This window comes from Pantoea sp. GbtcB22, from assembly GCF_019091025.1.
GTDB classification, from domain to species: Bacteria; Pseudomonadota; Gammaproteobacteria; order Enterobacterales; family Enterobacteriaceae; genus Pantoea; species Pantoea leporis.
Window position 1 is genome coordinate 59276 of the sequence record NZ_JAGXKB010000005.1, and the last position, 13767, is coordinate 73042.

Genomic DNA, 13767 nt, shown 5'->3' on the forward strand with positions numbered 1-13767 from the left:
CTCCTGGGGATTCGAACACTTGCTGCCTTCCTGCACCTTGAATTATTTAGGGGAAAAATATGGCAACTACATCCGTGATGCGCTGGCTCGGTTTGATGGCCATCTGCATGCTGATAGTGATGCTGATGGCGGCCAACTTCGGCGCGATGCCGCTTTCAATGCGCACTTTGTTGCGTGCGCCGCTCAGCGATATGGCGTGGCAAATCTGGATCAACATCCGTCTGCCGCGCGTGCTGCTGGCGGTGCTGCTCGGCATGGCGCTGGCGGTGTCCGGCGCGGTGATGCAGGGATTGTTTCGCAATCCGCTGGCCGATCCCGGTTTGCTCGGCATCAGCAGCGGAGCGGGTTTAGCGGTGGCGATATCGATCGTTATCCCGCTCGGCTTGCCGCCGCTGCTGGCGCTGTGGCTGCCAACACTCGCCGCCTTTATGGGTAGTTTGGTGGTGACGCTAATGATCTTCAGCTTTAGCCGTCTGGCGCTGGGCAATTTGTCGCGCTTGCTGCTGGTCGGGATCGCCATCAACGCCTTATGCGGCGCGGCGGTCGGCGTGCTGTCGTGGTTGAGTAACGATCAGCAACTGCGTCAGCTGGCGCTGTGGGGCATGGGCAGTTTGAGTGCGGCGCAGTGGCCGAGCCTGGCGGTGTGCGCGGTGCTGATTCTGCCGGCGCTGATAGCGATTCAGCTGCGCGCGCGTCGTCTCAATTTGCTGCAGCTCGGCGAAGAGGATGCACATTACATGGGCATCGACGTTAAGCGCACGCAGCGTCAGCTGCTGGTGTTGAGCGCGTTGCTGGTAGGCACCGCCGTGGCGGTGAGTGGCATTATCGGCTTTGTCGGTTTAGTGGTGCCGCACCTGATGCGTTTCTGTCTCGGCAGCGATCATCGCTGGATGCTGCCCGGTTCGGCGCTGGCGGGCGCGATTTTGCTGCTGCTGGCCGATACGCTGGCGCGCACCGTGGTGGTGCCGGCGGAAATGCCGGTTGGCCTGTTAACCAGCCTACTGGGCGGCCCGTGGTTTCTCTGGCTGATTCTGCGTGAGCAAAGGGGGATGAATGAGTGACTGCATGCAGGCACGCGGGCTGCGATTTAGCCACGGCTCACGCGCGTTGATCGACGACGTTTCCCTGACTTTGCAGCCTGGCGAAATGATCGCGCTGATCGGCCCCAACGGCGCGGGGAAATCCACGCTGCTGCGCTTGCTGACCGGCTTTCTCACGCCGCAAGCGGGCGAGTGCTGGCTCGGCGATCGTCCGCTAAACAGTTGGCCGCGGGAACCGCTGGCGCAGCGCCGCGCGGTGATGCGTCAGCAAAATAGCGTCAGTTTTCCGCTGCCCGCCGCCGATGTGGTGGCGATGGGCCGCGCGCCCTGGCCGCGCGCTCATTCCAGGGCGGTGATCGACGAGGTGATGCAAATTACCGGCAGCCTTGAGCTGGCACAGCGCGATTATCGCTCGCTTTCCGGTGGTGAACAGCAGCGCGTGCAGCTGGCGCGCGTGCTGGCTCAGCTGTGGCACGATGACGGGCCACGCGGCTGGCTGTTTCTCGACGAACCCACTTCCGCGCTGGATCTGTTCTGGCAGCAGCACAGTTTGCGTTTGCTGCATCGTCTGACGCGCAACGGACGCTTCAGCGTCTGCACCGTGCTGCACGATCTTAACCTCGCGTCGCTGTGGTCGGATCGCGTGCTGTTACTGCATCAGGGCAAGCTGGTGGCGGAAGGCGCACCCAATGAGGTGATGACCGAACACACGCTGACGCGCTGGTATCAGGCGGAGTTGGATGTGGTGATGCAAGATGAGAAGGGCAGACCGCAGATTCAACTGCGTGCCTGAAACCGTAGCGGCGCGATTTATCGCGCTCTGTGAAAAGACGCGCCATAAATTGCGCCGCTACGTAATGTGCGATTATCTGCAATCGACGATCAATCTGCCGCGTACTTTACCGGCCAGCAGCTGCTCGGCACCTTCGCGCGCTTCGCTCAGCGGAATCACCTTGGTTAAATGCTGTAGCAGGTCGCCATCCACCAGTTCCGCCAGGCGCTGCCACGCCTGCTGCCGCAGCGGTTTTGCACACATCACGCTATCCACGCCCGCCAGCACCACGCCGCGCAGTATGAACGGCGCGACGCTGGTCGGCAGATCCAAACCTTGCGCCATGCCGCACGCCGCGACCACGCCATCGCGCTTGATGCCCGCTAACACATTGGCCAGCGTGTGGCTGCCGACGCTATCAATCGCCGCCGCCCAGCGCTCTTTCGCCAGCGGTTTGCCCGGATCGCTCAGCTCTGCGCGATCAATAATCGACGTCGCGCCCAGCGTGTTGATCAGGTAATCGCTATCGCTGGCGCGACCGCTGGAAGCAATAACCTCATAGCCGAGACGTGCCAATAGGCTAACGGCAAAGCTGCCAACGCCGCCACTCGCGCCAGTGACTAAAACCGGGCCATGCTGCGGCGTGATGCCCTGTTTTTCCAGCGCCAGCACGCACAACATGGCAGTGAAGCCCGCGGTGCCAATTGCCATAGTTTGTAGCGGGCTCAGTGCGGCCGGCACTTGTACCAGCCAGTCGCCTGAGACGCTGGCTTTCTGCGCCAGCCCGCCCCAATGCTTTTCGCCTACGCCCCAGCCAGTGAGCAGCGCCACGTCGTCCTGCTGCCATTCGGCATGGCGGCTGCTGATCACCCGACCAACAAAGTCGATGCCCGGCACCATCGGGAATTGCCGCACAATCGGGCCTTTGTTGCAGATGGCGAGCGCGTCTTTGTAGTTGAGCGTGGAGTAGCTTACTTCGAGGGTGACATCCTGATCGGGCAGTTGTTTTTCTGACAGATCTTTCAGGGATGTGCGATATCCCTGTTCATCATTTTCAATGACCAATGCCTTGAACATGCAGCCTCCGGCTGGTTGAGGAAAGTGGGGGTATAGTACTCCTTTTTTGCCCTCACCCTAACCCTCTCCCACAGGTGGGACAGGGAACTGATCCAGCATACCTTAACTCTCGCTCGGACGGCGCCCTCGCCCGCTTGCGAGAGAGGGCCAGCGCAGCGGTTGTTCCGGCAAAAAAAAGATGACATGATTGCGCCCCAGTTAGTGTTCAACTCCCAGATTGACTTCGCCGAGGAAACCTCCTCATTGCTGTGCCATCGGCACCCACTCATCCTCTCTCAGGGATTTGTGTTATGAACCCATTGAAAATTGCTGCCAGCGTTGCTGTAGCGCCAACCCTTAGTCTTAACACTGCGCGCGACGTGGTGACGCTGGACAATACCGACTTTACCGATGTCGCTGCGGTCGTGATCACCTTGTCGGACACGCGCAGTGGCGTGCTGACGCTATTGCGCAAGGTCGGCTTTAATCTGCCGGTGTTTGTCGCCAATGCGTTCGATGAAGAAGTGCTGAAGCTGCCGGGCGTCACTGGCGAAATCAACGGCGCGCCAGAAGAGTGGGACGCGCTGGAGGACGCCGCGCAGGCGTATGAAGCCGAGTTGCTGCCGCCATTTTTCGACACGCTCACGCGCTACGTCGATATGCAGAACAGCACGTTTGCCTGCCCGGGACATCAGGGTGGTGCCTTCTTCCGCAAACATCCGGCGGGACGTCAGTTTTATGAGTTCTACGGCGAGAACGTCTTCCGTTCGGATATGTGCAACGCCGACGTCAAGCTCGGCGATCTGCTGATCCACGAAGGCTCAGCCAAAGATGCGCAGAAGTTCGCGGCGAAAGTGTTTAACGCCGACAAAACCTACTTCGTGCTTAACGGCACCTCCAGCGCCAATAAAGTGGTCACCAACGCGCTGCTGACGCGCGGCGATCTGGTGCTGTTTGACCGCAATAACCACAAATCCAACCATCATGGCGCACTGATTCAGGCGGGCGCCACGCCGGTGTATCTGGAAGCGGCGCGTAATCCGTTTGGCTTTATCGGCGGCATTGATGCGCACTGTTTTGACGATGCTTATCTGCGTGATCAAATTGCCAAAGTGGCGCCCGATCGTGCCAACGATCAACGTCCATTCCGCCTGGCGATTATTCAGCTCGGCACTTACGATGGCACGGTGTACAACGCGCGTCAGGTGGTCGATCGCATCGGACATCTGTGCGATTACATCCTGTTTGATTCAGCGTGGGTGGGTTACGAGCAGTTTATTCCGCTGATGGCCGGCTGTTCACCGCTGACGCTGGAGTTGAACGAGAACGATCCGGGCATTTTTGTCACGCAGTCGGTACACAAGCAGCTGGCCGGTTTCTCACAGACGTCGCAAATCCATAAGAAAGACAACCACATCCGTGGGCAGCAGCGTTTCTGTCCGCACAAACGCCTCAACAATGCGTTTATGCTGCACGCCTCAACCAGCCCGTTCTATCCGCTGTTTGCCGCGCTGGATATCAACGCCCGCATGCATAAAGGCGAGGCCGGACGCAGCATGTGGCACGAGTGCGTCACCATCGGCATTGATGCGCGTAAAGCGATTCTGGAACGTTGCGAAATGATTCAGCCGTTCCTGCCGGAGAAAGTGCACGGCAAGCTGTGGCAAGCGGCGGAAACGGAAGCTATCGCCGCCGATCCCGCTTACTTCAGCCTTGAACCGGGCGCAAAGTGGCACGGTTTTGAGGGTTACGCGCAGCAACAGTATCTTGTAGATCCCTGCAAGCTGCTGCTCACCACCACGGGGATTGATGCCGCCAGCGGCGAGTACACCAGCTTCGGCATTCCAGCGACCATTCTGGCCAACTATCTGCGCGAGAACGGCATCGTGCCGGAGAAATGCGACCTCAATTCGATTCTGTTCCTGCTGACGCCAGCAGAAACGCCGGAGAAGATGGCGCATCTGGTGGCGATGCTGGTGCAGTTTGAGCAGCACGTGCGCGAGGATGCGCTGCTGGCGGAAGTGCTGCCGAGCGTGTATCGCAAGAATATTGAGCGTTACAAAGGCTACACGCTGCGCCGCTTGTGTCAGGAGATGCACGATCTCTACGTCAGTTTTGACGTTAAGGATCTGCAAAAAGCCATGTTCCGCTCAGCCTGTTTCCCACCGGTGCAAGTGAATCCGCAGGATGCACATCAGGCCTATATTCGTGGCGAAGTGGAGTTGGTGAAGATTGCCGATGCTGAAGGGCGCATAGCGGCTGAAGGCGCGTTGCCATATCCGCCGGGCGTGTTGTGCGTGGTGCCAGGCGAAGTGTGGGGCGGCGCGGTACAGCGCTATTTCCTCGCGCTGGAAGAGGGCATCAATCTGCTGCCGGGCTTCTCGCCAGAGCTGCAAGGGGTTTACACCGAAGAAGATGAGCACGGGCGTAAGCATCTGGTGGCGAATATGATGGTGAGCTGATTGCACTTGTCCTCACCCTAACCCTCTCCCGCACGCGGGAGAGGGAATGTTTAGAGGGCGCTCATTGTTACGTACGTGCTGGATCGGCCCCTTCTCCCGCGAGCGGGAGAAGGTTGGGATGAGGGACAAACCGCACCAGCTTAATACCGTCGATAACTGCGCTGCGCCTGGCTCACTTTATACAGATAACGCCGTGATTCTGCCGATGGATGGTTGGTGGTCAGCGTCTGGTAAACTTCCGTCGGCGACATACTATTTATTGACGAGAACGCGCGATCCTTATCGCTGGAGAACACGCGTAGCACGCTGCCCGCGCCGCCGTTGTACGCGGTAATCACCGCATAACGCCGTGATGTCGGATCCTGAATCCCACCTAAATAACTTCTCTGCAGCAGCGACAAATACGCGGTGCCCGCATCAATATTATTCTCAGGATCAAGCAGATAGCTGCGGCTCGGTTTGCCACCTTTGCCCTTCATACGGAACACATCAACACCGGCGGTATGCTGCACCACCTGCATTAATCCCAGCGCATCAGCGTGGCTCACCGCATATGGGTTAAAGCTCGATTCAATCTGCATAATCGCCAGAATCAATGACGCATCCACGCCATATTGTTCAGCGGCTTTACGCACCATTGGCAGATATTTGTGAGCACGTTTGTCGAGGTGGTTTGGCACCATCGGAATGGTAACCGACCAGATGACGTGCAATCCGGAGGTGCGTTTCTGCAGTTTGTTTTGAATCAGATAATCAGCAAAGCTGCCGGCGCGGCCCTGCCAGCGGATCGGCTGGCCGGTATTATCCAGCACCTGGCCGTACAGCAGCGGCTCTTTACTGATTTGAATATCGTTGGCATCGGAGTAGAGATCGACATTGCCCGGATCTTCGCCAATCAACAGCGTGGTGATGATCGCCTGACGCAGGCTGGCCATCGGATCGGTGCCGGAAATGGTCTCAATGGTGATGCTACCGCTGTCAAAGTTGATGTGACTGCGGGTGTAATAACCGTCGCTATATTTGACGTAATCTTTCGGTCCGGCGATCAGAACTTCATTGATTCCCCAAATGTTTTCAATATTGTGGGCAAACTGGCCCATCAAAATATCGAAACCGTTGGTGTCCTTGACCCACTCTTCATGAAACTGCGATTTTTTTTGTCCGGAGCAGGAGACCAAAAGTGGTGCAATCACCAAGAGCGCTATCAGTTTTTTATTCATTGTTAATGCGTGCCTGAATCGAAAAAGAGGGCCTCAAAGGGAAGCCCTGAACGGTTATTTTTCTGGCGGGGTGTAACCTTCAATGTGCACATCTTTGCCTTCGAACAGGAAATTGATCATCTCCTTCTCCAGCACTTTGCGATCTTCCGGGTTCATCATGCTCAATTTCTTCTCATTGATCAGCATGGTTTGCTTGGACATCCACTGCTGCCAGGCCTCTTTGGAGATCTCATTAAAGATGCGCTTACCCAATTCGCCAGGATAGAGCTGAAAGTCCTGACCTTCAGCGTCGCGTTGCAGATAAGTACAAAAAATGGTGCGGCTCATTACTCTTCCTCTTCGGTCACGTCTGCTCGACGCGTAAGCTGCTGGGGATGGCGCAATTCATGCAGCAAGCGCTCAACCGGCGCCGCCAAACCCACTGACGGTGGTTGCGCTAAGTTATACCAGAGACCGCCCGCTTCATCCATCAGCGACCCAGCGGAAGGCTTTGCGAGCCACATAGGCACAATGTCTAAGTGGAAATGGCTGAAGGTATGGCGGAATGCGGTGAGCTGCTGCGGTTTAACATAAATGCCGCGCTCAGTTAGCCAGTCAGTTAGCGCTTGCTCACTTGTAAACTGCGGGAAGCAGAACAGTCCGCCCCACAGGCCAACCGGCGGGCGCTGCTCTAACCACACGTCATCGCCATCCTGCATCATCAGCATCCAGCCGCTACGTTCTGGCAAAGTCTGTTTGGGTTTCTTACCGGGATACGCCGCCCAGCTGTTATTGGCATAAGCTACGCATCTGCTGTTGAGCGGGCAAATTTCGCATTTAGGGCGTGAGCGAGTACATACTAATGCGCCAAGGTCCATCATTGCCTGATTGAATTGGCTTACGCCTGCCGCTGGCGTCACTTCTTCGCTGATCTGCCATAGCCGTTTTTCAACCTCCTTTTTACCCGGCCAGCCGCCCACCGCGTAGCAGCGCGCCAGCACGCGTTTTACGTTGCCATCCAGAATTGGGAAGTGCAGACCGAGCGAAAGCGATAACACCGCGCCCGCGGTAGAACGGCCAATGCCCGGCAGCGCTGCGACATCGTCGAAGTTTCGCGGGAACTCGCCGCCGTGCTTCTCCACCACCTGTTTCGCGGCTTTGTGCAGATTGCGCGCGCGCGCGTAATAGCCGAGACCGGTCCACAGATGCAGCACTTCGTCCAGCGGTGCCGCTGCCAGATCGGCCACCGTCGGGAAGCGCGCCATAAAGCGTTCAAAATAAGGAATGACGGTAGCAACCTGGGTTTGCTGCAGCATCACTTCAGAGAGCCATACCTTGTACGGCGTTTTCTCCTGCTGCCACGGCAGGGTTTTGCGACCAAAGCGCTGATACCAATCCAGCACTTGTTGGGCGAACGTCGGCGCTTGCATCATAAGAAGGAAATTTTCCGTGTTTACTCTACAATCAGGCAGGAATTCCAGCACAGAGACCTCAGGGTGTAAACCGGAACATTGCAAAGGCTTGCTTCTGCTTCCTAACTTTGCATAATGCCCGTTTCCCAGAACAGGCTAACCAGCAGGCTTCAACATGATTAATGACGTCATCACCCCAGAATTTGATGAGAACGGGCGGCCATTACGCCGTATCCGCAGTTTTGTGCGCCGTCAGGGGCGCTTAACGAAAGGACAGCAGCTCGCGCTCGATAATTTATGGCCGGAGATGGGCGTGGAGTTCCAGCAGGAGCCGCTGGATCTGGTGACGCTGTTTGGCCGTGACGCGCCGGTAGTGCTGGAGATCGGTTTCGGCATGGGCGCCTCGCTGGTGACCATGGCGCAGAACAATCCACATCAGAATTTCCTTGGCCTGGAAGTGCATGCGCCGGGCGTGGGTGCTTGCCTGGCGTCGGCGAAGGAAGCGGGCGTGAAGAACCTGCGCGTAATGTGTCACGACGCGGTAGAAGTGCTGCAGAAGATGATTCCGGATAACTCGCTGCGCATGGTGCAGCTGTTCTTCCCGGATCCGTGGCACAAAGCGCGCCATAACAAACGTCGCATCGTACAGGTGCCATTTGCTGAGCTGGTGATGCGCAAATTGAAGCTGGGCGGCGTATTCCATATGGCGACCGACTGGGAAGCCTACGCCGAACACATGTTAGAAGTGATGAGCAGCATCGACGGATATAAAAATCAGTCGGAAAGTAACAATTACGTGCCGCGTCCGGAAACGCGTCCGTTAACCAAGTTTGAGCAGCGCGGGCAGCGACTGGGCCATGGCGTATGGGATCTGATGTTTGAGAGGGTGAAATAATGGCCGTACAGCGTAGCCGTCGTTTGCGTAAAAAACTGCATATTGATGAGTTTCAGGAATTAGGCTTCTCCGTCGCCTGGCGTTTCGCCGAAGGCACCACCGAGGAGCAAATCGACGCCACTGTTGATCAGTTCATTAATGAAGTGATCGCGCCGAACGGTCTGGCGTATGACGGCAGCGGTTATCTGGTGTGGGAAGGTCTGGTGTGCTTGCAGGAAACCGGCAAATGCACCGACGAGCACCGCGAGCTGGTGCGTAAGTGGCTGGAAGCTCATAACCTGACGGATGTGCAGGTGACTGAACTCTTCGACGTTTGGTGGGACTAAAGATCGTATCGGGCTAGCTTACTTGCCCTTTTTGCACCGGGCAGTGCTCGCATTCCTCACGTACTTATGTACGCTGCGGATGCTGCGCGCTGGCCGCCACAAAAATGGCTGCGACGCTCAACCCCCGACCTTTCAGCGCGAAAAAAGGAAGATTTCATGGTTCGTAAGGCACTTATCGCCGCGCTGCTGCTGGCGGCAACTCAGGCTCAGGCTGCATACGAGTGCAGCGTCAAGCCACAGGATGATGTGATCATTAAACCGCAGAGCGTGCAGGTGGTGGGAACCAACGGCAACCTCGAAATCACTCCGCAGGGTGACGTGCAGTTTAATGGCCAGAAGGTCAACGTTGATAACGCCGCGCGCCAGAAAGCCATCGACTACCAGACCGCGCTGCGTCGCGATTTGCCGTGGATCGATAGCGGCGCAACCTCGCGTCTGGAACGCAGCCGCGTGGCGCTGGATAAAGTGATTGTCGAAAAGCTCGGCGCGAACAGCAATGTGCGTAATCGTCTCACCAAACTGGATGGCCAGCTCAAGCAACAAATGAACCGCATTATTGAGCATCGTCCAGACGGACTGACGTTCCATCATCAGGCTATCGATCAGGTGCGCGCGGAAGGCGAGAAGCTGGTGCAGAGCACGCTAGGCGGCATCATGCAGGATAGTCTCAACGAAATGGGCAGCAGCCAGGCGGCGAGTGGCAGCAATCCACTGCAGGCCATTATGGGCAACCTTGGCGGTTTACAACAGTCGGTGCAGGCGGAGTGGAATAAGCAGGAGCAGGATTTCCAGAACTTCGGCCACGAAGTATGCAACCGCGTAACCGTGCTGGAAGAGCAGCGCAAAGGACTGATGCAGAACGTTAAAAGCTAATGATTTGCTTCAGCTAACAAAGCCAGCCCAGTCCCGGCTGGCTTTTTGCTTTTAAGATGCACTGCATTTAAGAACCTTAGATTCGGGACGAATCTGATAACCGTAAAAACACCAAAATAATAAAGATGAAAGTGAGTTAGCAACTCATTGAAATCATTTATTTTTAAGGAGTTTTTATGTTATTTTTTAACGCCTCTGCTTCCAGTAATACCCCTTCACCTCACACCGTGCATATTCAATCCGACTGGTATAACGATGCGCAGAAGCGATGGGAAGGCAGTGCGCATTCGCCAGATACCGTTGCAGTCATCATCATGGTCAATGGTAAAAACCCAATAAGTGTGCCAGTGAGTGGCGGCCGTTTTTCCTGGACGCCTTCTCAACCCATGCCTGACGGTGAACATGTGCTGACCTTTGTTGCCGTTGATCGCGCTAATAACCAAAGTGATATCGTTTCGGTCAATTACAACATTGATACTATCGCGCCTGACAAGCCGCAAATTACTGCAATCGAAGACTATGCAGCGGGTGGAATACATAACGGCAATAGCATTAAGCGACATGGTTACACCAACGACGCAAATCCTGTCGTGCGCGGCGAGGCAGAAGCAAATAGCCTGGTATATATCTACAACAAAAACAGCAAAACGCCCCTGGCTTCGGTAACCGCTAATCAGCATGGCAAATGGGAGGTGGAAGTGAACCTGCCTAACGACGGTGCATATGAGTTGAGTGCCGTGGCAGAAGACCGGGCAAATAATCGCAGCCAGCCATCGCTAAAGTGGCCATTTCAGCTTGATACCGAGAAACCGGATAGCGCCACCATCAATTACTTTGAGGATGATGTTGGTTTGTATCGCGGACAGTTTGATCTCATCCGGGCCACTGACGATCGCCGCCCTGAGCTGTATGGCACTGGCGACCCTAATGAATATGTACGCGTTCAATACGCCAGCAAAAACGGCAGTTGGGTAACAACCGCGACCGTTGCGGTAGACAGTGATGGCACCTGGCTGTGGACTCCTCCGCAAAATCTCTCCGATGGTGAATGGAATTTTCGCGTACGTAACATTGATCATGCTGGCAACGTCAGTAAATGGAGCAGCACCGTCACGCTGCTGATTGATACCACAACAATTCAGCCCCTCATTATGCAGGTGCTCGATGATAGGGGACCCATTGAATCGGTATTGCCAGGGCAAAATACCGACGATGCACGTCTGGATTTTATCGGTAAGGCCGAAGTTAACAGCCTGGTGATTCTGTATCAGGATGGTACGGCGGTGGGATCGGCTTATGCAAATAGTCAGGGTGACTGGAGAATGACTCCGCAGCAAGATATGCGTGCAGGGCTGAATAATTTTGGTGTGAAGGCGATAGATGAAGCAGGGAATGAAAGTTCCTACTCTGCAAATTATCCGGTGAGATTCATCCCGTCACCCCAATATCAAGCCAATTATGAAAGTGAATCAAGAGATGATGGGAATGGGACGAGCTATTTGCCCATCCCAGGAGAACGCCACATTTATGATGTCGCGAGCTGGTTAAATACTTATCCGTCTCATTATCTGGTGAAAGCGGCAAATATTATTTTTTCGGGTGAAAACCAGATAATTGATTTTGCTGCGCTAAGTGCACGTGTGGAAGGTTTGCAGAAAATAGATATAAGTGGCAAAGGTAATAATCTGCTTAATCTCGATCTGCACTCGTTACTGAACGAAGGCGGTGAGGGGCTCTTTATCAACGACAATAGTCAGCAATTGATGATTGATGGCGACATGGGCGACCGCATCACGCTTGATCGCACGCAATTCAGCGACGGCTGGTTAACTTCGCAGAATAAAGTCCAGATCGGCGGGGAAAACTGGACACTGTTAACCAATAGCCAGGCGCATTACACACTGTTAGTGAATCAGGAAATTGAAATTACTTACGGCTAATACGCAAAAAAGATGCCCGGTATAAGCCGGGCATTTTTCATTACTCTTCCGTCAGGAACAGTTCCAGCAGCGAGTTCAGGAACAGTTTGCCTTTCTCAGTGATCTGCCAGCTCTCCGTGGTTTCCTCCACGTATCCTGCACTTATCGCCGCATCGATTTGCGGGCGAATCACCTGCTCATCCATGCCGGTATAGCGGCGGAAATCGGCGCGCGGTGCGGCTTCCAGCAGACGAAAACGGTTCATAAAGAACTCGAACGGCTTGTCGTTCTCGGCCACGACGTGCTGCTTATCGAGATAGTTGCCTTTCATAAAGCCGCGCGGATGACGGGTTTTCACCGTGCGCACGATGCGACCATCGGCTTGCGTCAGCTTACCGTGGGCACCACAGCCAATCCCGAGGTAATCCCCGAAGCGCCAATAGTTGAGATTGTGCTCGCAGCGATAACCCGGTTTGGCATATGCCGAGGTTTCATATTGCTGATAACCTGCGGCGCTCAGCAGTTGATGACCTTGCTCAAAAATATCCCACAGCGCATCGTCATCCGGCAGTTTTGGCGGGCGCGAACCGAATAAGGTGTTCGGCTCAATCGTCAGCTGATACCAGGATAGATGCGGCGGATTAAGCGCAATCGCCTGGCGCAGATCATCCAGCGCTTCCTCCAGTGACTGATCCGGTAAGCCGTGCATCAGGTCGAGGTTAAAACTGCGCAGGCCTAATCCTTCAGCCAGCTGGGCGGCGCGCACGGCTTCTTCCGGCCCGTGAATGCGGCCTAAACGCTCAAGCTTCTGTGGACTGAAACTCTGCACGCCAATCGAAATACGGTTAATACCGGCTTTCTGGTAGGCGCTAAAGCGATCGGCTTCAACGGTGCCTGGATTGGCTTCCATGGTGATTTCCGCATCGGCCGCCAGCGGCAAACGCGCACGCACGCCGTCCATCAGCATCTGCATCGCATTGCTGCTCAACAGGCTTGGCGTGCCGCCGCCGATGAAAATAGTGCGCACTTCACGGCCGCCAGTCAGCGGTAAATCCTGTTCGAGATCGTTGAGCAGGTGCTGCACATACTCAATGTGCGGCACCTCGCCTTTTAACGCGTGAGAGTTGAAATCACAGTACGGACACTTCTGCACACACCACGGAATATGGATGTACAGGCTTAATGGCGGCAACGTAGGTGAAAACTCAGGCATTGCGCATCGCTTCCAGCAGCAGCGTCAATGCTTTACCACGGTGAGAGACGGCGCGCTTTTCGTCTTTACTCAGCTCTGCCGCCGTTTTACCCAATTCAGGGACATAAAAGATGGGATCGTAACCAAAACCGCCTGCGCCCGCTGCCGCGCGGGTGATTTCCCCAGCCCAGCTACCGTGGAACACCAGCGGCGTGGGATCGGCAGCGTGACGCAGGTAAACCAGCACGCAGTGGAACTGAGCCTGACGTTTGCCATCCGGCACGTTTTCCAATGCCACCAGCAGCTTATCCAGATTTTGCTGGTCGCTGGCATCAACACCCGCATAGCGCGCGGAGTAGATCCCCGGCGCGCCGCCCAGCGCATTGACCGCCAGACCGGAATCGTCGGCAATCGCCGGTAAACCGGTAATCTCAGCCGCATGACGCGCCTTCAGGATGGCGTTTTCGATGAAGGTCAGGCCGGTTTCTTCCGCCGACTCAACGCCGAGTTCGGTTTGCGCCACGATATCAAGTCCGAAGGCCGCTAACAGATCGGCCAGTTCGCGGACTTTGCCGGGATTTCCGGTCGCGAGTACAACTTTTTGCATAACAGTTCCAGATA

At 55.7% G+C, this 13767-nt stretch carries 13 protein-coding genes; 7 read left to right on the forward strand and 6 right to left on the reverse strand.

Features of this window, described 5'->3' with window-relative positions; translation table 11 throughout:
* Positions 1-59: 59 nt before the first annotated feature.
* Both KVT28_RS16670 and KVT28_RS16675 read left to right on the forward strand, forming a co-directional pair.
* Positions 60-1061 carry an iron ABC transporter permease gene (locus KVT28_RS16670; protein ID WP_217549371.1) on the forward strand — a complete coding sequence of 334 codons (1002 nt, stop codon included), beginning with the start codon at positions 60-62 and terminating at the stop codon, positions 1059-1061.
* Positions 1054-1833, forward strand: a complete 780-nt coding sequence (locus KVT28_RS16675) for a heme ABC transporter ATP-binding protein (RefSeq protein ID WP_217549373.1) — start codon at positions 1054-1056, stop codon at positions 1831-1833. Before KVT28_RS16670 ends, KVT28_RS16675 begins: the two co-directional genes overlap by 8 nt.
* A 72-nt stretch (positions 1834-1905) precedes the next feature.
* Here the strand turns inward: KVT28_RS16675 and KVT28_RS16680 are convergent, their stop codons facing one another.
* Positions 1906-2889 carry an MDR family oxidoreductase gene (locus tag KVT28_RS16680; RefSeq protein ID WP_217549375.1) on the reverse strand — a complete coding sequence of 328 codons (984 nt, stop codon included), beginning with the start codon at positions 2887-2889 and terminating at the stop codon, positions 1906-1908.
* 290 nt (positions 2890-3179) lie between these two features.
* Between KVT28_RS16680 and KVT28_RS16685 the strand changes: the two genes are divergently transcribed.
* Positions 3180-5330, forward strand: coding sequence for an ornithine decarboxylase (locus tag KVT28_RS16685; protein ID WP_101761897.1), 2151 nt, complete (start codon positions 3180-3182; stop codon positions 5328-5330).
* A 140-nt stretch (positions 5331-5470) separates the two neighbouring features.
* On the opposite strand, the gene mltC is transcribed toward KVT28_RS16685, so the two are convergent.
* Genes mltC through mutY form a run of 3 tightly spaced genes read right to left on the reverse strand, consistent with a single transcriptional unit; the run spans position 5471 to position 7962 of the window.
* A complete protein-coding gene (mltC, locus tag KVT28_RS16690) occupies positions 5471-6550 on the reverse strand; it encodes a membrane-bound lytic murein transglycosylase MltC (protein WP_101761898.1) in 1080 nt (359 codons plus the stop codon).
* A 54-nt stretch (positions 6551-6604) separates the two neighbouring features.
* Positions 6605-6877 carry an oxidative damage protection protein gene (locus KVT28_RS16695; protein ID WP_007890330.1) on the reverse strand — a complete coding sequence of 91 codons (273 nt, stop codon included), beginning with the start codon at positions 6875-6877 and terminating at the stop codon, positions 6605-6607.
* A complete protein-coding gene (gene mutY, locus KVT28_RS16700) occupies positions 6877-7962 on the reverse strand; it encodes an A/G-specific adenine glycosylase (protein ID WP_101761899.1) in 1086 nt (361 codons plus the stop codon). The genes KVT28_RS16695 and mutY overlap by 1 nt, the downstream gene beginning before the upstream one ends.
* Positions 7963-8116: 154 nt before the next feature.
* Here mutY and trmB point away from each other — a divergent pair, with 154 nt between their 5' ends.
* From trmB to KVT28_RS16720, 4 genes are all read left to right on the forward strand, one after another.
* Positions 8117-8836 carry a tRNA (guanosine(46)-N7)-methyltransferase TrmB gene (gene trmB, locus KVT28_RS16705; protein WP_101761900.1) on the forward strand — a complete coding sequence of 240 codons (720 nt, stop codon included), beginning with the start codon at positions 8117-8119 and terminating at the stop codon, positions 8834-8836.
* Positions 8836-9162, forward strand: a complete 327-nt coding sequence (locus tag KVT28_RS16710) for a YggL family protein (RefSeq protein ID WP_008107231.1) — start codon at positions 8836-8838, stop codon at positions 9160-9162. Before trmB ends, KVT28_RS16710 begins: the two co-directional genes overlap by 1 nt.
* A 156-nt stretch (positions 9163-9318) precedes the next feature.
* Entirely contained in the window at positions 9319-10035 is a 717-nt protein-coding gene (locus KVT28_RS16715; RefSeq protein ID WP_101761901.1) for a DUF2884 domain-containing protein, read from the forward strand.
* Positions 10036-10211: 176 nt separating this feature from the next.
* Positions 10212-11975 carry an Ig-like domain-containing protein gene (locus tag KVT28_RS16720; RefSeq protein ID WP_217549377.1) on the forward strand — a complete coding sequence of 588 codons (1764 nt, stop codon included), beginning with the start codon at positions 10212-10214 and terminating at the stop codon, positions 11973-11975.
* 40 nt (positions 11976-12015) lie between these two features.
* Here the strand turns inward: KVT28_RS16720 and hemW are convergent, their stop codons facing one another.
* Complete coding sequence (hemW, locus tag KVT28_RS16725) at positions 12016-13167, reverse strand: radical SAM family heme chaperone HemW (protein WP_217549379.1); 1152 nt, start codon at positions 13165-13167, stop codon at positions 12016-12018.
* A complete protein-coding gene (locus tag KVT28_RS16730) occupies positions 13160-13753 on the reverse strand; it encodes an XTP/dITP diphosphatase (protein WP_110868025.1) in 594 nt (197 codons plus the stop codon). Before KVT28_RS16730 ends, hemW begins: the two co-directional genes overlap by 8 nt.
* Positions 13754-13767 lie beyond the last annotated feature (14 nt).

What these genes read in the sequence shown, in the direction of transcription:
- KVT28_RS16670 (WP_217549371.1), top strand. Translation starts at nt 60, where the DNA reads ATGGCAACTACATCCGTGATGCGCTGGCTCGGTTTGATGGCCATCTGC.
- KVT28_RS16675 (WP_217549373.1), top strand. Translation starts at nt 1,054, where the DNA reads ATGAGTGACTGCATGCAGGCACGCGGGCTGCGATTTAGCCACGGCTCA.
- KVT28_RS16680 (WP_217549375.1), bottom strand. Translation starts at nt 2,889, where the DNA reads ATGTTCAAGGCATTGGTCATTGAAAATGATGAACAGGGATATCGCACA.
- KVT28_RS16685 (WP_101761897.1), top strand. Translation starts at nt 3,180, where the DNA reads ATGAACCCATTGAAAATTGCTGCCAGCGTTGCTGTAGCGCCAACCCTT.
- mltC (WP_101761898.1), bottom strand. Translation starts at nt 6,550, where the DNA reads ATGAATAAAAAACTGATAGCGCTCTTGGTGATTGCACCACTTTTGGTC.
- KVT28_RS16695 (WP_007890330.1), bottom strand. Translation starts at nt 6,877, where the DNA reads ATGAGCCGCACCATTTTTTGTACTTATCTGCAACGCGACGCTGAAGGT.
- mutY (WP_101761899.1), bottom strand. Translation starts at nt 7,962, where the DNA reads ATGATGCAAGCGCCGACGTTCGCCCAACAAGTGCTGGATTGGTATCAG.
- trmB (WP_101761900.1), top strand. Translation starts at nt 8,117, where the DNA reads ATGATTAATGACGTCATCACCCCAGAATTTGATGAGAACGGGCGGCCA.
- KVT28_RS16710 (WP_008107231.1), top strand. Translation starts at nt 8,836, where the DNA reads ATGGCCGTACAGCGTAGCCGTCGTTTGCGTAAAAAACTGCATATTGAT.
- KVT28_RS16715 (WP_101761901.1), top strand. Translation starts at nt 9,319, where the DNA reads ATGGTTCGTAAGGCACTTATCGCCGCGCTGCTGCTGGCGGCAACTCAG.
- KVT28_RS16720 (WP_217549377.1), top strand. Translation starts at nt 10,212, where the DNA reads ATGTTATTTTTTAACGCCTCTGCTTCCAGTAATACCCCTTCACCTCAC.
- hemW (WP_217549379.1), bottom strand. Translation starts at nt 13,167, where the DNA reads ATGCCTGAGTTTTCACCTACGTTGCCGCCATTAAGCCTGTACATCCAT.
- KVT28_RS16730 (WP_110868025.1), bottom strand. Translation starts at nt 13,753, where the DNA reads ATGCAAAAAGTTGTACTCGCGACCGGAAATCCCGGCAAAGTCCGCGAA.